The sequence below is a fragment of the Rhodococcus sp. 24CO genome (assembly GCF_050586165.1).
Taxonomy (GTDB): Bacteria; Actinomycetota; Actinomycetes; order Mycobacteriales; family Mycobacteriaceae; genus Rhodococcus_F.
Genome location: NZ_JAZFNF010000001.1, coordinates 687,716 through 714,339, shown reverse-complemented (window position 1 = coordinate 714,339; position 26,624 = coordinate 687,716). Strand labels below are relative to the sequence as shown.

Below are 26,624 nucleotides of genomic sequence, written 5' to 3'. Positions count from 1 at the left end.
CACTCCCGGCGAAGCATGCGGGGGTGGTTGTGATGGGTACCGACAACATGGGCGAGCAGGCTCGAACCCTGCCTGCCGGGGCGTTTCCGTTGTCCGCGGTACAGCGGAGCATGTGGTTTGCGCAGCAGTTGCACCCGGCGGTTCCGTACTTCATCGCGCAGTACATCGAGATACACGGCGACCTGGACATCGACTTGTTGTCGCGGTCGGCGGTGGCAGCGGCGCACGAGTTCGAATCACCGTTCCTTCGGTTGATGTACCCCGATGGCGAGCCGTGCCAGATCGTCGACCCCACGATCGGCGCGGAGATCGACTACTTCGACTTCCGTGAATGCGACGATCCGCGCGAGGCAGCCGCGAAGTGGATGGACAACGACCACGCAACACCGCTCGATTTGACGCGCGACCGGCTGGTCGAAATGACGATCCTGCAAACGGGGGATCGAGATTACCTGTGGTACACGCGAATTCACCACGTAGCGCTCGACGGATACAGCGGTATGACCATCGTCAACCGCATCGCGGCGCTCTACACCGCGGAACTCGAGGGGCGTGAGCCCGCGCCCAACAAAGCGCTCGATGTGGTGAAGCTGTCGGAGTTGGACCAGGCGTATCGGGTGTCGAGTCGGTTCGACGCTGATCGGCAGTACTGGGCAGATCGCATCGCGGGCGTGGATCACGGATCGACACTCGCAGGCCGGGAAGCGCCACCTCGAGCGCATTCTCGGATTGTGACGGGTTCGCTGTCGGAAAATTCCGTCGCAGCTTTGGACGGGTGGAGTGCGCGGTCGGGTGCAACGCCGGCTGCTGTGCTTATTTCGGCGTTGGCCTGCTATCTCTCGCGTCGTACCGGTTATCGGGACGTGTTGATCAATTTGCCGGTCTCGGCCCGCACCACCGCGCCGCTGCAGCGTTCGGGCGGCATGTTGGTCAACGTGGCTCCGCTGCATATCGAGGTGCTCCCGGGTGACACTGTCGATGATTTGGTGGGGCGGGTGCAGCTCGAGCTACTCGGCGCGCTTCGGCATCAGCGGTGCAGCCTCGAAGACATTCGCCGTGACGCCGGACTGTCGGTGGAAGACCAGCGACTGTCCGGGCCGATGATGAATGTGATGCTCTTCCGGCAGGAAATCACCCTGGGTCCGATGATCGGCGAGTATCACATCGTGACGTCGGGTCCGGTGGAAGACCTGCTGGTCAACATCTACCAGAGCGGTAGCCCCGTCAAGACGCTGATCGAGTTCCGCGCAAATCCGGATCGGTACGAGCACACCGAACTCGAAGATCACCACGCAAATTTTGCGGAGTTGATTGGCGAGTTGATCGCAGTCGGGCCCGGCACACCGCTCGATCAGGTTCATCGCCGATCTGCTGAGATCGGTAGCGAGCGCGCACGGGCTCGTGAACTCGAGCAGTTCTGGGCGAGGGAGATGACGGACGCCCCCGAAGGCGCGTCGGTGGTGCTCGATCGTCCACGCACCTCGGATCGCCGCGAGGGGATCGGAACTCTGCGCACCCCCATTGCACCCGAGTTGCACCAGCGTATGCGGGCAGCGGGCACCGACGTGTTCAGTCTGGTTCACGGCGCCCTGGCCATCGTGCTGTCTCGGCTGACCAACATCGACGACATCGTGATCGGCGCTCGTTTTGCGCCGGGCGCACCCCTGGTGCCGCTCCGCAGCGCCGTCGATCAAGCGCATTCGTGTGTCGATGTGTTTAATGATGTTGCAGCACATAATAATACGGTCCGCGAATACAGCGAGAGCGTCGTGGATACCGCCGGACTTCATGTCGTCCTGAACGACGGGCCTACCAACGGCTCTGTCGCGGGCACGGATCTTGCAATCGGTGTCGTCGACGACGCGGGAACGCTGACTCTGGAGGCCGCCTACGACCAGGCTGTCCTCGACGAGCGCTCCGCGCGGCAGGTGCTCTCGCGAGTCCTGCGGGTATTGGGACGGGCGCTGGAATCTCCAGCTATGGCAGTGGGTGACCTGCCGATACTCGACGAGGCCGAAGGGGAATCGCTCCACGCAGTTCCCGGTCCCGCAGCGGCGACTCCTCGCACTCTCGCACACATTCTGGGCGCCGCCGCACAAGTGAACCCTGATGCCGACGCGATAGTCCTGGGCGATCAGGCACTGACGTACCGAGACCTCGACGCCCAGTCGAATGCGCTGGCGCGAGAGTTGATTGCGCGCGGAGTCGGACCGGGGACGTATGTTGCGCTCGCTCTGGCACGTTCACGAGAATCGGTGATCGCCACCTGGGCTGTCGCAAAGGCCGGCGGCGCGTTCCTCCCCGTCGACCCGCACTACCCGTCTGACCGGATCACACACATGCTGACCGACTCCGGAGCGACGCTCGGGATCTGCACCAGCGATGTCCGGGGCGGTTTGGGGGATACGGTCGACTGGCTGGTGCTCGGCGATCTGGAGCACCGTTCAAGCGCTCCGATCACCGGCGCAGATCTGCTCCGGCCTCTGCGACTCGACGATCCCGCCTATCTGATCTACACCTCGGGTTCGACCGGCGTGCCCAAAGGTGTTGTCGTCACGCATCGCGGTGTGAGCAGTTTTGCCGAGGAACTACGAATCCGATTGGGCACCACCCCCGACGCACGGACCCTGCACTTTTCTTCCCCCAGTTTCGACGCGTCGGTTCTCGAGCTCCTGCTCGCGTTCGGAGCCGCGGCGACGATGGTGATCGCACCGCCCACGGTCTACGGCGGAGAAGAACTGGCAGAGGTCCTGCGTGCGGGCAAAGTGACGCACGCATTCATCACCCCGGCTGCCCTCGCGACGGTTGATCCAGGCCACTTGCCCCTACTGCGTGTGATCGCGACGGGCGGTGACGCGTGCTCGTCGTCGCTGGTCGAGCAATGGGCCGGGCACCGATTGATGTTCAACGCGTACGGACCGACCGAGACGACTGTTGTCGCCACCATGGCCGGTCCGCTGCGCAGCGACGTTCCGGTCACGATCGGGCAACCCGTGCGGGGAGCGTCGGCGATGGTGCTCGACGCACGGTTGCATCCCGTGCCGATCGGCGTGGCCGGTGAGTTGTACGTCAGTGGTGTCGGCCTGGCCCGCGGCTACCACGGACAGGGCGCCACGACGGCTCAGCGTTTTGTCGCTACGCCGAACGGGGAAGCCGGCGAGCGGATGTACCGGACCGGCGATCTGGTTCGCTGGACTGCCGACGGCGAGTTGGAATACCTCGGCCGCAGTGACTTCCAGATCAAAGTCCGCGGATTCCGTATCGAACTCGGTGAGATCGACGAAGTGCTGCGCCAGCATCCGAGTCTCGACGACGTGGTGACTGTCGGGGTGAGCGGCAGCAGTGGACAGACGATGCTGGCGTCGTACGTCACGGCAGCGCCAGGGATGCGTATCGAGGTGCCGGAGGTGACGGCACATGCTGCGGCCTCGCTGGCACCGCACATGGTGCCCTCGCGCATCGTGGTGCTGGACGCGATTCCACTGACGCCCGCCGGGAAGATCGACCGCAACGCCTTGCCCGCAATCGACGAGGCGTCGGGGATCGGCGAGTACCGCGCACCGGAAAGCTCCACCGAGAAGCGCGTCTCGGCCGTGTATTGCGACCTTCTCGGCATCGCTCGCGCCGGCACCGACGACAGCTTCTTCGACCTCGGCGGCGACTCGCTGATTGCCACGCGGGTGGTGGCGCGGGTGAACGGTGCGCTCGGTACGTCCTTGAGCGTGCTCGACCTGTTCGAGGCACCGACCGTGGCCGGCCTGGCTGCGCGCGCGGACTCCTCGGATTCACGGGAGACCCTCCTCCCGCCGTTGACGAGGATCGAGCGGCCCGAACCGATTCCGGCGTCACTGGCGCAGCAGCGCATGTGGCTGATCAACCAACTCGACCCGGCGTCACCGGCGTACAACATTCCGATCGCCGTGCACTTGACGGGCCCGCTGAACGTGGCGGCATTGTCGACGGCTCTGCGGGATGTGCTGATCCGCCACGAGTCTCTCCGCACGGTGTTCCCGGCGACCGCGTGGGGGCCGGTGCAGCAGGTCCTCGACGTCGCCGAGGTGAACCCGGAACTGACCGTCGAGACGATCCCCGCCGGCGCGATGGGTGCCCGAGCCGAAGAGTTGGCGCGACTGGGGTTCGATGTCACGTCGGCGCCCCCGGTGCGGGCGGTGTTGCTCGAAGCCTCCGAACAGGACCACGTGCTGGTGCTGGTGGTGCACCACATCGCCGCCGACGGACTGTCGATGACGCCGTTGGCCCGTGACGTCATGGTGGCGTACTCGGCCCGGGAGTCCGGACGGGTTCCGGCGTGGCTGCCGCTCGAGGTGCAGTACGGCGATTTCAGCGAGTGGCAGCGACGCGTGGTCGGTGACGCGGCAGCACCCGATTCGATTCTCGGCTCACAGTTGGATTTCTGGCGCGGGGAACTGACTGCCCGCGAAGACCTTCCGGAACTTCCGATGGACCATCCGCGCCCGGCGCGTGGATTCCTGCGCGCCCACGACGTGAACTTCACGATCGATGCACCGACCTATCGCCGCGTTGCGGCCATCGCTGCCGAGCACGACGCCAGCGTGTTCATGGTCGTGCATGCAGCGTTGGCAGTCCTCCTCGCTCGGGAGAGCGGCGGGAACGACATCGTCATCGGCACACCCGTCGCGGGGCGAAGTGAACGTGCGCTCGACGATGTAGTCGGCATGTTCGTCAACACGCTGGCCCTGCGCACCGTCGTCGACGCAGCCGCGAGTTTCGAGACCGTCGTATCCCGCACGCGCACTACCGATGTGGCAGCACTGCGGCACAGTGACGTTCCCTACGACGTGCTGGTGGACGCCCTGAGCGGTGACTCGCCACTGTTCCAGGTCATGCTTGTCATGGAGGGTGCGACGCCCAGCGAGATCGCTCTACCGTCCCTGACCGTGTCGGTGGACGAATTAGCCACCGGCGCAGCTAAATTCGATCTCCAGGTCATTGTCACCGAGCGCGGTGATCACCTGGAAGGGCGATTGAACTATGCAAGTGATCTGTTCGACTCCGACACCATGTCCGGATTGGCCGATCGATTTGTCACCCTTCTCGACACAGTGACTCAGACGCCGGATTCCGCCGTCGGAGACATCGACCTGTGCGCAGCAGGCGAGCGCGCGTTGGTCCTCGAGCGGTGGAACGCGACGTCGCGACCGCTCGAGCCACTGACCCTCGACGATCTGACACGCGCCCAGGCCGAGCGAACTCCCGAAGCGGTCGCTGTGCGCTTCGGTGACGCCACACTGACCTACGAACAGTTCGACAACCAGGTGAACGCACTGGCTCGAACGTTGATCGACCGCGGTGTCGGGCCTGATCAGCGCGTCGCGGTGGCGATTCCGCGCTCGCTGGAACTGTTGGTGGCGATCCATGCGGTGATCCGTAGCGGTGGCGCATACGTCCCGGTTGATCCGGACCATCCCGAGGAGCGAATCCGGTACGTCTTCTCCGTGGCCTCACCGGTGTGTGTCCTCTCCAGCAGTGGGCATCGCGGACACCTCCCGGCGGACATCGACCTCCTCGATGTCGACCTCACAGCTTCGCCGACCCCTCCGGTTACCGACGCCGACCGGATTGCTCCGCTCCGCCCGGACAACATCGCCTACGTCCTCTTCACGTCCGGTTCCACCGGTCGCCCGAAAGGTGTTGCCGTATCGCATCGTTCGATAGTCAACCGGCTGAAGTGGATGCAAGGCGCCTACCCGCTGGAACCGTCGGATGTTGTGGTGCAGAAAACGCCGATCACGTTCGACGTGTCAGTCTGGGAACTGTTCTGGCCCCTGCAGACCGGTGCGGAGTTGGTGATCGCGGCGCCGGACGGTCACCGCGACCCGACCTACCTGTCGACGTTGATCGCCGAATCGCGGGTCACCGTGGCTCACTTCGTTCCGTCCATGCTCGCGGAGTTCGTTGCGGCCGCATCGCGCGACGACTGCGCCACTCTGCGCCACGTATTCAGTAGCGGCGAAGCACTACCGCCGGCGACGGCGATGGCCCTGACCCGTCTAAGCGATGCCGCCCTGCACAACCTGTACGGACCGACAGAGGCTGCTGTGGACGTCACCGCGGCCGAATACCTGCCCGGCCCGGGAACGTCGGTTCCGATCGGCGCACCGGTCTGGAACACCCAGGTCTACGTGCTCGACTCGCGCCTGCATCCGGTTCCGGTCGGCGTTCACGGCGAGTTGTACCTCGCCGGCGTGCAGTTGGCGCGCGGATACTTCGGCAGGAGCGAGCTCACCGCCGACCGCTTTGTGGCCGATCCGTACAGCCGAACCGGAGCCGCCCGCATGTATCGCACGGGCGACATCGTGCGGTGGCGGGTGGACGGTCAACTCGACTACATCGGCCGAAAAGATTTCCAGGTCAAGATTCGTGGTTTGCGGATCGAATTGCCCGAGGTCGAATCGGCGATACTGCGTAGCCCGGGGGTAGCGCAGGCCGCGGCCCGTGTACATCACGACGACATTCTCGGCGATTCCCTGGTCGGATACGCGATCGGCGACAAGGGGGCGGCGCTCGATCCGGATCGGATTCGGCAGGTACTTCGGGACGAACTCCCGGCGTACATGGTGCCGTCGTCGATCATCACGATGGACGCTTTTCCGCTCGGCTCCACCGGAAAGCTCGATCGAACGGCGTTGCCGGATCCCACCTTCACGAGCACGCGGGCCTATGTCGCACCACGTACGCCGCTCGAACAGACCATCGCAGACATCCTCGCTGAACTTCTCGGTATCGACGAGATCGGCGTCGACGACAATTTCTTCGACATCGGCGGCAACAGCCTCATCGCGGCCCGCGCAATTGCCCGCGTCAACGACGCACTGGGAGTGAGCCTGTCGATCCGCAGTATCTTCGACGAGCCGACCGTCGAAGGCCTGGCAACGAACTGCGCGAGCGCGGCACGCGCGGCGACAACACTTCCACTCGAACCACAGGTGCGTCCGGACCGAATCCCGTTGTCACTGGCCCAGAAGCGGATGTGGTTCGTCAACCAGTTCGACATCAACTCGTCGGCGTACAACGTGGCCATCGCAATCCGGATGCGCGGCGACCTCGATCACGGCGCCCTGCAGAATGCACTCGGCGACGTACTCGATCGGCACGAATCGCTGCGCACGTCCTTCCCGATGGTCGACGGTGTTCCCGCTCAGGTCGTCGTTCCGGCAGCCGACGCGTTGCCGTCGCTGCCACTGCTCCGCTGCACGCCCGACGAGCTCCGCAGCCGGATCAACGATGTCGCCACGGCAGGATTCGACGTCACGGTGGCACCGCCGATCCGAGCGGAACTGATCCAGGTATCGACCGACGAACATGTCCTCGTTGTCGTGGTGCACCACATCTGCGCGGACGGTTTCTCGATGGCGCCGCTGGCAATCGACGTGATGACCGCGTATTCCGCCCGCACCCGGGGATTCGTGCCGAATTGGGCTCCGCTGCCGATCCAGTACGCAGATTTTGCGTTGTGGCAGCAGAGCGTCCTCGGCGATGTCGCCGAACGTGGGAGCGAGTTGTCCCGCCAGCTCGACTACTGGACACGCAGACTCGAAGGGCTCCCTGAAGTACTCCAACTGCCGACGGATCGACCCCGTCCGCGCGTTCAGGATCTGTCCGGAGCTGTGGTGCGGTTCGAGATCGACGCGGACGTACATCGGCGGCTACTGACCACCGCGCAGAATTCTCGCAGCAGCCTCTTCATGGCGATGCACGCGGCATATGCGTTGCTGCTGGGACGATTGTCCGGGATGGACGACATCGCGATCGGTTCACCGATTGCCGGGCGAGGTAACGCGCTGCTCGATCCGATGGTCGGCATGTTCGTGGGAACACTGGTCCTGCGCACCGGGTTCGACCCCGCTCGCTCCTTTGCCGACGCTCTCGGGCAGGTCCGCAGTGTCGACCTCGACGCCTTCGACAACGCGGACATCCCGTTCGAGCGCGTCGTGGATGCCTTGGCGCCGCAGCGCTCCACGTCGCACTCCCCGCTGTTCCAGGCGATGCTCGAGTTCAAGAACACCGAGCGTCCGACATTGACTCTCGACGGCCTGGACGTGGGCATTCTCGACCTCGAAACAGTGGTGTCCAACTTCGATCTCCAGTTGACGCTCGCCGAGAAGTTCGACGAGCACGGCGAACCGGCGGGTATCGAGGCCGGATTCACCTACGCGAGCGCATTGTTCGACAGCTCCACCATCGAGCGATTCTCCGAGTACCTGCTCCGAATCACCGACGCGGTCACCCGGGATCCACATGCACCCGTCGGCGACATCGACTTGCTCGGTAGCGCCGAGGTGCACGCCGCCGACACGCGGACACTTCCCGAACCTGCGCTTCTGCCGGACTTGCTCTCGGCCAACTACCGCAGCGATTCGATCGCGCTGTCCTTCGAGGGAATCGAGATCGCCTACGATTCTGCCGATCGGTACGCCAATCAACTTGCACGAGTGCTAATTTCGCGCGGCGCAGGCCCGGAGACCGTCGTGGCGCTGGCCCTGGCGCGATCGGCGACGTCCGTGCTCGCGATCTGGGCGGTCGCTCGAACCGGTGCAGCGTTCGTTCCCGTCGACCCGTCGTATCCCGCGGACCGGATCAAGCACATGATCACCGATTCCGGCGCGTGCGTCGTGGTGACCACCACGACCGACACACACATCATTCCGCCCAACGTGAGCACGGTTGTTCTCGACACGATGGAGGTCCGCGCAGAGTGCGCCGCCGCATCGGACGAGCCGATCCGGGATTCGGAACTCCGCGCGCCCCGATCCCTCGACCACGTTGCCTATGTCATCTACACGTCCGGCTCGACCGGAGTCCCCAAGGGCGTCATGGTCACCCACCGGGGCCTGGCAGCACTCGCCGAGCAGGAACGCACCACATTCGGGGTCGATACACACTCGCGGACCCTGCATTTCAGCTCACCCAGCTTCGACGCCTCGATCCTCGAACTGCTGCTCGCGGTGTCCGCGGGCGCAACGATGGTGATCGCGGCGCCGTCGATCCTCGGCGGCGACGAACTCACGGCACTGCTGCGCGACGAACACGTCACTCACGCCTTCATCACGCCCGCTGCCCTGGCAACCGTCGACGGAAGCGTCCTGGGCGACATCGAGGCCGTCGGAACCGGCGGCGACGTCTGCCCGCCTGAACTGGTAGCCGCCTGGGCACGCCCGGGGCGGATCATGATCGACGCGTACGGGCCGACCGAATCGACCGTCGTCGCGAGCATCACCGAACCGCTGACGCCGTCGCGGCGCGTCAGCATCGGGCGGCCGTCGCTCGGGATCACCGCATCCGTTCTCGACGCGCGACTGCACCCGGTGCCGATCGGTGTGGCCGGCGAGCTGTACGTCAGCGGCGACGGTGTGGCCCGCGGGTACCGGAACCGAACCGCAGTCACGGCCGAACGTTTTGTCGCCGATCCCGTCGGAGCCCCAGGTAGCCGGATGTACCGGACCGGTGACTTGGTCCGCTGGAACGGTGAGGGCGAACTGGAGTACCTCGGTCGCAGCGATTTCCAGGTCAAGATCCGCGGATTCCGCATCGAACTCGGCGAGATCGAAACAGCGCTCACAGGGTGCCCGGGTGTGGCCCAAGCTGTCGCGACCACAGTCGAACGTGACGGCGGACCGGCACGCATCGTCGGATATGTCGTCGCCTCGGATACCGATGTCTCGCTTCTGAATCCGGATGACGTGATCGCAGTGGTCAGCACCCAACTGGCCCCGCACATGGTGCCGTCGACGGTTGTCGTCCTCGACGAATTGCCACGCACGTCCAACGGAAAGCTTGATCGCCGCGCACTCCCGGTCCCGGACTTCGCTGCCGCTCGAACGCATTCGCGAGCAGCGGAAACCGAACTCGAGACGTCTCTCGCCGCGTTGTTTGCCGACGTTCTCGGGCTGGATTCGGTAGGCGTGGACGATTCGTTCTTCGCGCTCGGCGGCGATTCGATCATGTCGATCCAACTGGTGGCTCGGGCTCGCGCGAGCGGCATCGTGTTCTCTCCGCGCGAGGTGTTCGAAGCCAAGACCGTCGCCGCGCTGGCGGCAGTGATCGAACTTGCCGAAGACGCGGTCCCGCTCGTGTTGGAGGAACTGCGGGGAGGGGGAGTGGGTTCGATGCCCCTCCTGCCTGTGGCGCACTGGTGGCTCGATCGATTTGCCGAGAACACGGCGGGCCTGGACTCGTTCTCGCAATCCACTCTGCTCAACGCCCCCACCGCGCTGCATCATATCGAACAGCTCACTGCCGCAGTGCAAGTCGTTCTCGACCGCTACGGCACGTTGCGTGCTCGGCTCGAAGTGCAACCGCACCGGGCGCTGGTCGTCGGTGAGATCGGGAGCATCGACGCGGCACACGTGTGCCGGCACGTGCAGGTGGACGCCGTACCGGGTACGTCGGAGTTCGACGAGGCGGTCGTCTCCGCCCTCGACGACGCCCGCGACGGGTTGGATCCCCGAAACGGGTCGATGATCAAGGTCACCTGGTTGTCCGGCCCCACCGGCGCCGGGCGCTTGCTCCTGGTCATTCACCATCTTGCAGTGGACGGTGTCTCCTGGCGGGTGCTGGTGCCAGAACTCGCGGCAGCCTTCCATCAACTCGACGCCGGACTCACTCCCGCCTCGACGTCGACCCCCGGTGAAACGTCCCTGCGGCGCTGGGCAACCGCGCTCGCCGAGATCGCCCCGACCCGGCGCAGCGAGATAGACCTGTGGCGTTCCATGCTGGCCGGAGCGGACCCGCAAATCGGTTCACGGCCACTGGACCCGCACCTCGATACCGACCGGGCGTTGGCGCGCGTGGCCGTCGAGGTTCCGGTGGACGTGTCCGAGACGGTGCTGACCACCCTGCCCGCCCTGTACTCGGGCTCGGTCAACGACGGACTGCTCGCTGCGCTGGCACTGGCGGTGACGCAGTGGCGATCGTCTCGCGGAGTTCGGACCGACGACGTACTGGTCTCGTTGGAGGGACACGGCCGCGAAGCGCACGTTGTCCCCGGTGCCGACGTTCTACACACGCTCGGCTGGTTCACCACCGTGTTCCCGGTGCGGGTGGATCTGTCGGGAGTCGATACCGCCGCACTTCTGTCCGGGCAGGGCAATGCCGGACCGCTTCTCAAATCGGTCAAGGAACTTCTTCACGCAATTCCGGACAGCGGCATCGGATACGGACTGCTCCGGTATCTCGACGATGTAGGGCAGCAACAGCTTTCGGGACCGGACTCGCCTCAGATTTCCTTCAACTACCTGGGCCGATTCGGCGGCTCCGAATCCACTCACGACGGCGACTGGGCGTTGGCCTCGGACGTCGATCTGGAGGCATCCGCGCGGGGATCCGACATGCCACTCGCGGCTGTCCTGGACGTCAATGCCGTCGCCACCGACATCGACGGGCGACCCCAATTGTCGGCGACATGGGCGTACCCGACCGGCGTCCTGTCGGGCAGCGACGTCCAGGAGATCGCGGATCTGTGGGTATCGGCGCTCACCGCCCTGGCAGCTCACGCCGAGAACGCCGAACGCGGAGGCTTCACACCGTCCGATCTCCCGCTGGTGGACCTCGATCAGAGCGCTATCGACCGCTTCGAGGAGCAGATCCCCGATCTGGCCGACATCTGGTCACTCTCACCCCTGCAAGCGGGGTTGCTCTTCCACGCGCGGTACGCCGAACACACCGTCGACGCGTACACCGTCCAGTTGACCCTCGACCTCGAGAGCGTCGAACCTGCGCGTCTGCATCGCTCCGCGCAAGCACTGCTCGATCGGCACGACAACCTCCGCACATCGTTTGTCACCGACGAGGCCGGTAACTCCGTGCAGGTCGTCCACGCGAATGCGGTTGTGCCGTGGACCGAGATCGACATCTCTCCGCTGCCGCCCAGCGAGCAGGACACAGAATTCCACGAACTGCTCCGAGCAGATCGCGTCCGCGGGTTCGACATGGCCACCGCGCCATTGCTGCGTTTCCTGCTCCTACGGACGGGGGAGACAACGTACCGACTGATTCTGACCAACCATCACATCCTCCTCGACGGCTGGTCCATGCCGCTGCTGCTGCGGGATCTGCTGACGCTGTACGCGACGGACTCCGACCAAAGTGCCCTCTCCCGCGTCCATCCCTACCGCGACTATCTCGAATGGCTCTCACACCGCGACACCGAGTCGGCTTTGACAGCCTGGTCGCATGCCCTGGCCGGGATGGACGAACCTACCTTGGTCACCCAGGCCCACACGGCCGACGAACTGACCACCACATCGCGTGACACATTCCTCGAACTCGATGTCGCGCGAACCGAAGCCCTGCGCGGATTCCTGCGATCCCGCGGACTGACCATGGCATCACTGATCCAGGTGGGCTGGGGACTCGTGTTGAGCGAATTGCTCGGACGCGACGACGTCGTCTTCGGCGGCACGGTCTCCGGGCGGCCGCACGAGGTGCACGGGATCGAGTCGATGATGGGATTGTTCATCAACACCGTTCCCATCCGGGTGCGACTCGACGCCCGGGAAACCTTGGCCGAGTTGTGCATTCGCGTGCAGAGTGAACAAACCGCGTTGCTCGACCACCATCATGTCGGTCTACCGGACATCTCGGCCGCGGTGGGCGGCGCAGCCACGTTCGACACATTGACCGTCTTCGAGTCGTACCCGGTCGATCGCAGCGGGTTGTCCGCCGGAATAGACATCGCCGGAATGCACGTTCTCGACGTGCACGACGCGCAGGACGCCGCGCACTACCCGTTGGCCGTCATCGCGTCCACCGACGGTGGCATGTTCAAGCTCAAGTTCGAGTACTTCCCGGGCGCACTCGCCGATCGGGACGTCGACGCCGTAGCCGATCGGTTGATGCGCACGCTCGAACTCATTGCCGCGCAGCCCGACCTGCCGCTGGCTCACCTGTCCCTGATGCCCGAGCAGGAAATGCGCGAACTGGTTCCGGCGCACGGGACACCGGGTGGGTCGAATCGCACTCTTGCCGAACTGTTCACCGACGCCGCAACCGGTTTCCCGGACCGGATCGCAGTGGCTGCCGGCGCGCGCCGGGTCACCTACCGCGAACTGGACGACGCATCCGATCGCCTTGCCCGGATGCTTGTCGCCGATGGCGTTGCGGCTGAGGATCGGATCGCGATCGGTGTCAGCAGGTCCGTCGAATCCGTCGTCGCAATGTGGGCGATCACGAAGGCCGGTGCCGCCTTTGTTCCGGTTGACCCGCGCTATCCACGCGAGCGGATCGAGTTCATGCTCGCGGACTCCGCCGCGCACATCGGCATCACCACCACCGAGCACTCCGGTGAACTACCTGGCGCTATTGCATGGATCGAACTGGATTCACCCGAAACGCAGGCGCGTCTGGCCACCTCGGAATCGGGCCCCAGCATGATCCCCACGCGCTTGGACAACGCGGCGTACGTCATCTACACCTCGGGATCGACCGGTCAACCCAAAGGCGTGCTCGTCACGCACTCCGGCCTCGAGAACTTCGCCGACGAAGAACGTGAGCGTTTCGGGATAGACGAGCAGTCCCGCACCTTGGCATTGTCCTCGCCCAGCTTCGACGCCTCCGTTCTCGAATACCTCCTCGCCTTCCCCAACGGCGCCACCATGGTGATCGCGGCGACCACCGTGTACGGCGGCGAGGAACTGGCCGCAGTCCTGCGCGATGAGGCGGTCACCCACGGATTCTTCACCCCCGCCATGCTCACCTCCGTGGACCCGAGCGGTATCGACGCGTTGACGTGCGTCATCGTCGGCGGTGAAGCGTGCCCGCCGGAACTGCTGCGCACCTGGGCACCCGGGCGGTCCTTCCACAACCTGTACGGGCCCACCGAAACCACGATCGGCGCCAACATCAGCGACCCGATACCCGCCGACGGCACCGTCGTCCTGGGCGGACCGATCCGGGGCGTGCGTGAACTGGTCCTCGACCGACGCCTCCAACCGGTGTCCGTGGGAGTGCCCGGTGAGTTGTACATCGCCGGCGCCGGACTGGCGCGTGGCTATCACCAGCGCGCCGGGTTGACCAGCGAGCGCTTTGTCGCCGACCCGTACGGGGAACCAGGGGAGCGGATGTACCGCACCGGCGACGTCGTGCGCTGGCGCACCGACCGTACCGTCGAATATCTCGGCCGCAGCGACTTCCAGGTCAAGATCCGCGGCTTCCGCATCGAACTCGGAGAGATCGACACTGCCCTCGCCGCGCTGCCGGGCGTCGAATTTGCCGTCACCCTCGCCGTTCACGGACCGGCCGATCAACAGGCACTCGCGTCGTACGTCCTGATCGACAGCGACGCTGCGGTGACCGTCGCCGACGTCCTCGCACACGCACGTGAGCACCTACCCGCTCACATGGTCCCCGCCAGCGTTGTCATCCTGCATGACATCCCACTAACCGGCACCGGCAAAGTCGACCGGGCGGCCCTCCCGGAACCGCAGTTCGACACCGCCGGTGGAGAATTCACGGCCCCCAACACCGAGTTCGAAAGACTGGTCGCCGCAGCATTCGACGAAGTCCTCGAATCGGGACCGATCGGCCTCGACACGCACTTCTTCGACGCCGGCGGAAACTCGCTCACCGCGACTCGCGTCGTTGCACGCGTGAACGCCGCGCTGGGCTGCGATATCGGCGTGCGGACCCTGTTCGACGCCCCGACGGTACGGGCACTGGCACACGCCGCCCAGAACGCCGGCCGCGACCTCACTGCGCGAGTGCCACTCACCCCGATCGAGCGCCCCGAACCCATCCCGGTGTCCGTCGCACAGAAGCGCATGTGGTTCCTCAACCAATTCGACATCAGCTCATCGGCATACAACATCCCACTTGCCGTCACCTTGACCGGAGAACTCGATCACGACGCGTTGACCCGCGCTTTCGACGACGTCCTGGATCGACACGAAAGCTTGCGGACGATGTTCCCTGCCACCGCCGGAACACCGACGCAACGCATCGTCTCCGTGGATGACGTTCCACTGAATCTGGAACCGGAACCGATCGCCGAGCGGGATCTGATCAACCGCATCCTCGAATTCGGATCAGCGGGCTTCGACGTCTCGCGTGCGGTCCCGATTCGCAGCACACTGCTCGAGATCGCTCCGGATCGCCACGTTCTCGTGGTCGTGGCTCACCACATCATCGCCGACGGGTTCTCCATGAACCCCCTCGCGCTCGATGTTGCCGCCGCCTACGCCGCACGCAGCACCGGCAGCGCGCCGACCTGGGCCGAACTGCCCGTCCAGTACGCAGACTTCACGCTGTGGCAGCAGGCGAACCTCGGTTCGGAGGACGACGCGGACTCGGAACTCTCCCGTCAACTCGACTACTGGACGCACCAACTGGCGGATCTGCCCGAACCCATCAATCTGCCCACCTCGCATCCCCGTCCGGCAAAGCAGTCGATGCGAGGCGCCGCGGCGCCGTTCGAGATTCCGGCGAGCACCCACCGACTCCTCGCCGACATAGCCCGCCGGCGCGGCGTCACCATGTTCATGGTCCTGCACAGCGCTTACGCCGCACTTGCTGCGCGACTGTCCGGCCAGAGCGACATCGTGATCGGAACACCCATCGCCGGACGCGGCGAAGCCGAACTCGATCACCTCATCGGCATGTTCGTGAACACCCTGGTCCTGCGCACCCCGCTCTCCCTCGACTCCACCTTCGCCGACCTGCTCGATCAGGTGCGCGAGATCGACCTCGGTGCGTTCCAGCACGGTGACCTACCGTTCGAGCGACTGGTCGACGCACTGGATCCTGAGCGCTCCACATCGCACACACCGCTGTTCCAGATCCTCCTCGAATTCCGCAACAACGTGGTACCGACACTCGAACTTCCCGGACTGAGTGTCTCCGGGGTGGACATCGACCTACCTGTCGCAAAATTCGATCTGCAACTCTCGGTCACGGAACGGTACGGGGAACACGGCGTTCCCGACGGTATCGACGCCGAGTTCATCTATGCCACAGATCTTTTCGACGCCGATCTCATGGCAACCTATGCTCGCCGGTTTGTCGAATTGCTCACCGCCGCTGCGCAGGAGCCGACAACCAGGCTCGGCGACCTCGAGATTCTCGACGACACCGAGCGCCGCACCGTGCTGACCGACTGGAACACCGCAGGATATGCGTCGCTCACCGCAGACGACACCATCGCAGACCGCTTCTACGCCAGCGTCGCAGCGAATCCCAGCGCTACCGCCGTCGGCGACGGCACCACGTCACTGACCTACGCCGAACTCGACGCCCGCGCCAATCGCCTGGCAAGGTTGCTGATCGCCCAGGGGATAGGACCGGAATCCGTCGTCGCAGTCGCGCTGCCCCGCACCACCGAACTGGTGGTCGCGCTCCTGGCCGTGATCAAGGCCGGCGGCGCCTACCTACCGATCGACGTCACCTATCCGGGCGAGCGCATACGATTCCTCGTCGCCGACGCACAACCCGGCGCCCTGATCACCTCCGACGAGTTCCTGCGGATGTTGCCCGACGGCCTCACGGACGGTGACAGCCTTCCGGTAGTCGAACTCGGCACACCCGAAACAGACCTGCGCCTCGAGCATCTTGCGCCGTCCCGGATCACCGACGCGGATCGCCTGGCCCCACTCCGCGGCGACTCGACCGCCTACATCATCTACACCTCCGGATCGACCGGACAACCCAAGGGCGTACTCGTCTCGCACCGCAACGTCCTCACCCTCATGGACAACGCGTCCCCGACCTTCGGCTTCGACCACACCGACGTGTGGACGATGTTCCACTCCTACGCCTTCGACTTCTCCGTCTGGGAACTGTGGGGCCCGCTCCTGCACGGTGGCCGACTTGTTGTCGTCGACTACTACACCACCCGCTCACCCGACATGTTCGACGAGCTGCTGCGCCGCGAAGGTGTCACCGTCCTCAACCAGACGCCCACCGCGTTCTACCAACTCGCCGAAGCCGACCGCGGTCATCACCCGGCACCCGGCGAACCCGACCTCGCTCTGCGCTACGTCATCTTCGGCGGAGAAGCACTCGACCTCGGTCAACTGCGAAAGTGGTTCGACCGCAGACCAACAACCCCTGCACTGATCAACATGTACGGCATCACCGAGACCACCGTCCATGTCAGTCGCATCGCCCTGACCCGCGACGACGCGCATCGCGCGTCCGCCAGCATCATCGGCCGCGGACTCCCGGGAATGAACGTCTACGTCCTGGACCAGCGACTACGCCTGGTACCGCCCGGCGTAATCGGAGAAATGTATGTATCCGGTGACCAGATCACCCGCGGGTATCTCGGAAAGCCCGCATTGACCTCTACGCGGTTCCTACCCGACCCTTTCGGTGACTCGGGGGATCGAATGTATCGAAGTGGGGACCTTGCGAAGTGGAACGACGCGGGGCAGCTGGAGTATGTGGGACGCAGCGATTTCCAAGTGAAGGTGCGAGGTTTCCGCATCGAACTCGGAGAGATCGAAGCCGCCATGCTCCGCTGCCCCGGCGTCGCGCAATCCGTCGCCGTTGTGCGCAGCGACAGCGGCAGCTCCAGAATCGTCGGATACGTTGTGCCCGAAGCGGGAGCGAACATCGATTCCGAAGCAGTGACCGTCTCCGTGTCCGCCGAATTGGCGTCGTACATGGTGCCGACAGTGATAGTGGTCCTGGACGAGCTTCCGCTGACCGTCAACGGAAAACTTGATCGGGGACATCTCCCGGCCCCCGACTTCACCGTGCTCACTCTGGGACCGACGTCGAACCGAAGCCCCTCCACCACAACAGAATCCGTCCTCGCCGACCTCTTCGCCGACGTTCTCGGCCTACCCTCGGTCGGCATCGACGATTCCTTCTTCGGCCTCGGCGGCGATTCGATCATGTCGATCCAATTGGTCTCGCGTGCCAAGGACGCCGGACTGGCCTTCACTCCGCGCGACGTGTTCGAGGCAAAAACCGTAGCCGGACTCGCGCAGGTAGTCCGCAGCGAACCCCTCGAAACCGCACCCGCGTTGGAGGAACTACCCGGCGGCGCAATCGGAACAATGCCGCTCACACCGATCATGAAATGGCTCCTCGAGCGCAGTGGTGGCGATCTCGAACTGATCCGCAGCTACAGCCAGAGCGCGCTCCTTTCTCTACCTCGTCACACCATTGCCCGTGCGCTCGACGACGCCCTGCAAACCCTGCTCGACCATCACGATGTGCTGCGCAGTCGACTCGACACCGGCGCACACAGCCTGATCGTCGCCGAACCCGGAACGGTGCGCGCATCGGACGTCCTGCACCGCATAGAGATCAGTGCAGATCAGGGGCCGCAATTCCTCCGCAGCGCCGAAGAAGCCATGGCATACGCGTCGAGGCGTCTCGATCCCGAGAACGGAAAGATGATCGCGGCGGTGTGGCTCGATCCTGTCGGAGCCAGCGCCCGTGGACGGCTACTGCTGGTAATTCACCACCTCGCCGTCGACGGTGTGTCGTGGCGCCTGCTCGTCCCCGATCTTGCGGCCGCCTACGCCGCTGCCGAAGCCGGCACTCCGGCCGCGCTGCCCGCAGGTGGGACGTCGATGCGCCGCTGGGCAACCGGACTCGCCGAACAGGCACCCGCGCGCCGCGCCGAAATCACGCGCTGGGAAGCCACAGCCGGCCGCGACGCATTGCTGGGTAACCGGGCACTCGACCCGGCCGTCGACCTCGGTTCGACCGTGGACAAGATCACCGTAGACATCGACTCCGCGGTCACCGACAACATTCTCACCGCCGTTCCGCACCTGTTCGGCGGCTCGGTGAACGACGGCCTGCTCGCAGCACTGGCGCTGGCAGTGACCGGGTGGCGTCACTCGCACGGAAAGCGCGGCACCGATGTCCTGATCAATCTCGAAGGCCACGGACGCGAGGAAGCCGCAGTATCAGGCGCCGACCTGTCCCGAACCGTCGGCTGGTTCACCACCATCTACCCGGTTCGGCTCGACCTCGCCGGCATCTCCGTCATCGACGCTCTTTCCGGCGGCGACGCCATCGCGTCGGCAGTGAAATCGGTGAAGGAAACGCTGCTCGCGGTACCGGACAACGGTATCGGGTTCGGAATGGCCAAGTACCTCGACGACGCCCCATCGTTGCATGCGCTCCCGGCGCCGCAGATTTCGTTCAACTATCTCGGACGGCTCGGCGGTACCGAGACCGGCGGCGAGGAAGTCCCGTGGTTGCCAGTGCCGGGAGTAACCCTCGACGAACCACACAACGGACAACTCCCGGCTGCGTCGGTGCTCGACATCAACACCGTGACCACGGACAGCGGCAACGGCCCAGTCCTGCGCAGCACCTGGGCGTTCCCGCGAGGCGTCCTCACCGCTGCCGACGCGACAGAGCTAGCTGAACTGTGGACCCGAGCCCTGACCGCACTCAGCACCTATGTCGATCAGACGCACACCCGGCAACTCACCCCGTCGGACGTCGACCTCGTCACTCTCGATCAGCCTGCGATCGAACACCTGACCACACGATTCCCCGATCTGACGGACGTCTGGTCCCTCTCCCCGCTGCAATCAGGGCTGTTGTTCCACGCGCAGTTCGACGACACCGGCATCGATCCGTACATGGTGCAGTTGACCCTCGAACTCGGCGGCCGCATCGATCACGCGCGGATGCACCGCGCCGCAGCGGCATTGCTCGACCGTCATCCCAGCCTGCGAGCCGGATTCATCGCAGCGCCCGGCGGGCGCGCCTTGCAGATCATCCGATCCGACGTAACGGCGGACTGGACCGATGCGGACCTGTCCCATTTCCGGCCTTCCGAGATCGAAACGGAGTGGACACGCCTCCTGGAGGCCGACCGCTCGCGGCGTTTCGATATGGAAACAGCGCCGCTGATCAGGTTCATGCTCGTCCGTATCAGCGCCGACTCGGCTCGACTTGTCATCACCAACCACCACATCCTGCTCGACGGATGGTCGACGCCTCTCGTGCTGCGCGACCTGCTCACGCTGTACGCCACCGACGGCGACCCCGAGATCCTGCCCCGCGCACCGCACTACCGTGACTATCTCGCCTGGCTGACCACCCGCAGCAGCGAAACATCGCTCGAAGCCTGGCGAGGCGCCTTGCAGGGGATCGACACACCAACACTGTTGTGCGCGTCCACCGACGACCCCGAGCAGACAAGTGAGGTGTGCTCGGTCAGTCTGTCGCCCGAACGCACCGATGTTCTGCGCGCCTTCGTCCGCTCGCACGGACTGACCATGGCAACGGTTGTTCAGGCCGCGTGGGGAATTGTGCTGGGGGAGTTGCTCGGCCGCGACGACATCGTATTCGGTGGAACAGTTTCCGGGCGCCCACCCGAGGTGTCAGGTGTCGAGTCCATGGTCGGCCTCTTCATCAACACGGTTCCCGTGCGCGTCCAACTGAACGCACGAGAATCGCTGTCCGAGTTGTGCGTTCGCATCCAGGGCGAGCAAGCCGACATGCTGGACCACCACTACGTCGGGCTCACCGACATCTCGGCAGCGGTAGGCCCTGCAGCTTCCTTCGATACCTTGACGGTCTTCGAGTCCTACCCGGTCGATCGCGCCGGACTGTCCGCGGGCACCGATATCGCCGGCATGCACGTCCTGGGAATCGACGGACGCGACTCCGCCCACTACCCCCTGGCGGTAGTCGCCTCCGAAGACCGCGCCCTCCACATCAAGATGGAATACCAGCCAAACCAGTTCACCGAGCGTGACACCGAAATCATCGCCGAACGCATCCTCATCGCGATCGAACGCATCGCGGCGACGCCGGACGAACCACTGTCGTCGATGCACATCCTCACTGAATTCGAGAGCCGCGACCTGGTCCCGGTCTTCGGCGCTCCCGGGCGATCCACCCGAACACTTCCGGAAGTGTTCGCCGACGCCGCGGCAACGTTCCCCGAACACATCGCGCTCTCCGCGGGCGAACGCACGCTCACCTACCTGGAACTGGACCGTAAATCCAACCAGTTGGCCCGCGAACTCATCAAGCGCGGCGCCGGCCCCGAAACCGCCGTCGCGATCGGCATTGCCCGCTCGATCGAATCGGTACTCGCAGTATGGGCCGTCACCAAAACCGGAGCAGTTTTTGTTCCCGTCGACCCCAACTATCCAGCTGACCGCATCGAACACATGCTCACCGATTCGAACGTCCTGTTCGGCCTCACTGTCCACGACTCCGTCGACTCACTCCCACCCGCGGCGCCGTGGCTCGTCCTCGACGAAGAACCCTTCATCCGGGACGTCTCACTCGCCTGCACACTTCCGATCAGTCAGGACGAACGACTGGGGCCCATCGACCTGAACAACGCCGCCTACATCGTCTACACCTCCGGTTCCACCGGAAAGCCGAAGGGCGTGGTCGTCACCCATTCGGGTCTCGACAGTTTCGCGCTCGACCAACAACGACGCTTCCACGCCGACCACACTTCGCGCACACTGCATTTCGCCACCCCCAGCTTCGACGGCGCCATCTTCGAATACCTCCAGGCATTCGGCGTGGGAGCCACGATGGTGCTGGTGCCCACCGACATCTACGGCGGCAGCGAACTCGCCGAACTCATCAAAACCGAACACGTCACACACGCCTTCATCACTACCGCCGCCCTTGCCACCGTCAACGCCGAAGGACTCGACGAATTCCGGCACGTTGTTGTCGGGGGAGAGGCCTGCCCGCCGCACCTCGTCACCCAGTGGGCCCCTGGCCGCGAACTCGCCAACGCGTACGGACCCACCGAAACCACCGTCATGGCCGATATCAGCGAACCCATGACGGTCGGCGCACCCATCACCATCGGCGGCCCCATCCGAGGTGTCAGCGAAATCGTCCTCGACAGCCGTCTCCAACCGGTACCTGTCGGAGCACAAGGCGAGCTGTACATCGCCGGCGTCGGGCTCGCCCGCGGCTACCATCAGCGCACCGGATTGACCAGCGGACGCTTTGTCGCCAATCCCTACGGCAAGCCAGGCGAGCGGATGTACCGCACCGGCGACATCGTGCGCTGGCGCGCCGACCACACCATCGAATACGTCGGTCGCAGCGACTTCCAGATCAAAGTCCGCGGCTTCCGCATCGAACTCGGCGAAATCGACACCCAGATAACCTCCATCGACGGTGTCACCAACTCCGTCACCCTCGGAGTCGAAGGACCAGGTGGAGCGACCGTCCTCGCGTCGTACCTCACCGTTTCCGAAGGATCCGGCCTCAGCCCCGCCGCCGTCGTCTCGCACCTGGCCGGACGTCTGCCCACCCACATGGTGCCCACCAGCATCACCATCGTCGACGAACTACCTCGCAACGCCGTCGGAAAGATCGACCGAAGCGCACTGCCAGCTCCGGACTTCGCCGCGCCGGCAACGGAATTCCAGGCGGCCCGGACACCACTCGAACGGCAGATCGCAGCAGTGTTCGCCGACATCCTCGACCTCGACAAAGTTGGCGTCAACGACAACTTCTTCGATCTCGGCGGCAACTCGTTGATCGCCACCCGCGTGGTGTCCAGGCTGAACACGGCACTCGACCTCGACCTCGGCGTGCGGACGATCTTCGAATCACCCACCACCGCGCAGCTGGCAAGTCTGATCTCGTTGCAGCGGGACGAGGGGCCGTCGACCAGCATCCACGTCCCACTCACGCCGTTCGAGCGAAACGGCAATATTCCGCTCTCACTCGCCCAGAAGCGGATGTGGTTCCTCAATCAATTCGACACCAGCTCAGCCGCGTACAACATTCCGTTTGCCGTGCGATTGACCGGTGACCTCGATACCCACGCCATGACAGCCGCAATCGTCGACGTCGTGAGGCGCCACGAAAGCCTGCGAACCGTCTTCCCGACCGCGAACGGTGAACCGTTCCAGAAGGTGCTCGACGTCGCCGACGCCCTACCCCGCATCGCCACCGCAACCGTCGGACCCGACGACCTCTTCAGTCGAATCAGCGAACTCGCACAGGAAGGGTTCAACGTCGCCGACGAACTCCCACTGCGCGTCACGCTGTTCACCGTCGACACCGAATCCGACGTGACCGAACACGTCCTGTTTGTTGTGGTCCACCACATCTGCGCGGACGGCGCATCCATGGCACCACTCGCACGTGACGTCATGACGGCCTACCTGTCGCGAACAGCCGGCATCGCACCGGCCTGGGAGCCGCTACCGGTCCAGTACGCCGACTTCACACTGTGGCAGCAACACGTCCTCGGCTCCGAATCCGATCCCGAATCGATCATCAGCAATCAAATCGCGTACTGGGACGCGCAACTCGCCGGGCTCGACGACGTCATCGCGCTACCAGCCGACCACCCCCGGCCTCTCCAACAGACCTTCCACGGTGACCGCTTCGACTTCCAGATCAACGCGGACTCACACCGTGCGCTCACCGCGCTGACTCGTGAACAAGGCGTCACGATGTTCATGGCACTACACGGCGCGCTTGCCGTGCTCCTGGCGAAACTTTCCGGAGCTGACGAAGTCAGCATCGGTACACCCATCGCCGGACGCGGAAAAGACGAGCTCGAGAACCTCGTCGGAATGTTCGTCAACACACTGGTCCTGCGCACCCCCGTCGACCCCGATCAGACGTTCACCGAACTCCTCGAAGGCATCCGCGACACCGACCTCGCCGCCTACCATCACTCGGATCTGCCATTCGAACGACTCGTCGACGTTGTCAATCCCACCCGGTCCACGTCGTACTCACCTCTGTTCCAAGTCGCGCTCGAACTGCAGAACAACGAGACGGTGGCGCTGGAACTACCTGGACTCACCGTCGAAGCACTCGGAACAGAATCCAAGACCGCCAAGGAAGACCTCGAACTGGTCGTCAACGAATCCTTCGACGCAGACGGACAACCGAACGGAATGTCCGCGGCCTTCATCTTTGCCGTCGACCTCTTCGAACCCGACACCATTCACGCGCTGGCGCAGAGACTCCAACTGATCCTCGACACAGTGGTTCACAGCACCGACATCCACGTCGCCGACATCAATATCCTCGGTGCCGACGAAACCGAATCACTTGTCCCCGCTTTAGGCGCCGACGCGACCCGGCCGCGAACCTGGCCCGAGATCCTCGAGACCGCTGCCGCGCTGAACCCCGACGCGCCGGCAGTCTCCAGCCAGGAACGCACCCTGACCTACCGAGAACTCGACACCGAAGCCAATCGACTGGCACGAGTGCTCCGCGCCCGGGGAATCGGACCCGAAGATTATGTTGCCCTCGCGCTGCCACGATCGGCCTCGGAAGTCATCGCGATCTGGGCAGTCGCCAAGACCGGCGCCGCCTACCTACCCGTCGACCCGAACTACCCGCACGAACGCATCACTCACATGCTCGACGATTCTCAGGCGGTCCTCGGATTGACCGTCGCCGAACAGCATGCGAAGTTGCCCCCGAACATCGACTGGATAGTCGTCGACTCCGAACCGACCAACCGCGAACTCACATCACAGAGTCCCGCCCGGTTCACCGATGCCGAACGCACCATGCCCTTGCGCCTCGGGCACCCCGCGTATCTCATCTACACCTCGGGATCGACCGGAAAACCGAAGGGCGTCATCGTCACGCACCTCGGCCTGTCCAACCTCAACGCCGAAGAGCACCAACGCTTCAACGTGCAGACCAGCTCGCGCATCGCGCACCTCGCATCACCGAGCTTCGACGCGTCGGTCTTCGAACTGATGATGGCGTTCGGCAGCGCCGCGTGCCTCGTCGTCATTCCGCCGGCCGTGTTCGGCGGATCCGAACTTGCCGAGATCTTTGCGGGCGAACACGTCTCCCATGCCTTCATCACGCCCACCGCGCTGAGCTCGATCGAAAGCTCGGCACTGCCGGAGTTGCAAGTACTCGCAGTCGGCGGCGAGGCATGCCCCACCGAACTCGTCGACACCTGGGGACGCGACCGGCGGATGTTCAACGGATACGGGCCAACCGAATCCACCATCCAAGCAGCAGTCAGCACGCCCATGCGGCCGGGGAAGAACGTCAACATCGGACGCCCAGCCATCGGTTTTGCCGGACTGGTACTCGACGCCCACCTGCGGCCGGTACCCGTCGGCGTCATCGGTGAGCTCTACGTCACCGGTCCTGGTCTCGCGCGCGGATACCACCGCCGCCCGGGACTTACCTCCGACCGCTTTGTCGCTGATCCGTACGGCGAACCAGGCCAACGGATGTACCGGACCGGTGACCTGGTCCGCTGGAACACCGATCACACTCTCGAATACATGGGACGAAGCGACTTCCAAGTCAAGGTTCGCGGATTCCGCATCGAACTCGGGGAGATCGACTCGGTTCTCACGTCCCACCCGTCCGTGTCCTTCGCCGCGACGCTCGGCCAGGAAACACCGTCAGGCGACACCATGCTCGCGGCGTACGTGCAGCCCGTCGACGGACATACCATCGCGGAAGCCGAACTGCGGCATCATCTCTCGTCCAGACTGCCCGCGCACATGGTCCCAGCGGCAATCATCGTCGTCGACAGGATTCCGATGACGCCCGTCGGCAAACTCGATCGCCGCGCGCTTCCGACACCCGATTTCGAGAACCGCACTGTGCCGTATGCACCGCCCACAACCCACACCGAGGAAGTTGTGACCGAGGTCTTTGCGTCCGTCCTGGGTGTCGACCGCGTCGGTATCGACGACAACTTCTTCGATCTCGGCGGCAACTCCATCGTCGCAACGAGGATCACCGCCGAACTCGACCAACGAATCGGCCGACGCGTCCGCCTGCAAGCACTCTTCCTCGACCCCACACCCGCAGGCGTCGCCCGAGCCGCAGACCAGGTGAATCAACCCGCCGACACTTCCGCGTTCCTCGCTCCGGTTGTCACTCTGCGCGCAGGCGGAACCAAACCGCCGCTGTTCTTCATCCATCCCGGTATCGGGTTGGCGTGGGGATACGCAGGATTCGCTGCGCATGTGGACGCAGATCGCCCCCTCTACGGACTCCAATTACCGTCCCTGAGCGGAGGACCCAGCTTCAGCACTCTCACCGAACTCGCGCAGAACTACGCAGACCGCATCCAATCGCTTGCACCCAGCGGACCGATTCATCTGGTCGGGTGGTCGCTCGGCGGCGTCATCGCCCACGCGGTGGCCCACGAACTCGAGAAGCGGCACGCGGACGTATCGACTGTCGCGATCCTCGACAGCTACCCGTCCACCGACGACGACCAACCGAGTGACCTCTCCGTCACCGAACTGGTCGCGGGACTCGGATTGCCGCTGGGGGAGACAAACGTCGCGACGTTCGACGAGGCTGTCGACCTCCTCGAGCGAACACTCGGACCCGGCACCGGCATCGAGGCCGATCACCTCGCCCGGATCAGCGACGGCTATTCCCGCTCGGTCACACTGGTTAATGCTTATAGTCCGTCGCATTTCAGTGGTGACATCACTTACTTCGTAGCCGGACAATCAACTGGAAACGGCCATAGTGTTGACGAGTGGCGTGACTACGTGGGCGGTGAGATCGCAGTCGACACCGTCGACTGCGCCCACAACCAGATGATTGATCCAGCGCCGTCCGCATACATAGCGGCAGCGTTGCGAGAGCGTCTCATATAGGACGATGCTTGAAAGATGTAGCCGCTGGGTACTACTACGCACTAAGGTGCAGAGTGG

Annotated in this window: 1 protein-coding gene; it reads left to right on the top strand. The window is 64.5% G+C overall.

What is annotated here, in order from left to right; translation table 11 throughout:
- Positions 1 to 32: 32 nt before the first annotated feature.
- The gene (locus tag V2B23_RS03230; RefSeq protein WP_430948987.1) at positions 33 to 26,567 is read left to right on the top strand and encodes a non-ribosomal peptide synthase/polyketide synthase; all 26,535 of its coding nucleotides are present in this window, start codon (positions 33 to 35) and stop codon (positions 26,565 to 26,567) included.
- The last annotated feature ends 57 nt before the right edge of the window (positions 26,568 to 26,624 follow it).

Coding starts and splice junctions, on each gene's coding strand:
- V2B23_RS03230 (WP_430948987.1), top strand. CDS start 33: ATGGGTACCGACAACATGGGCGAGCAGGCTCGAACCCTGCCTGCCGGG.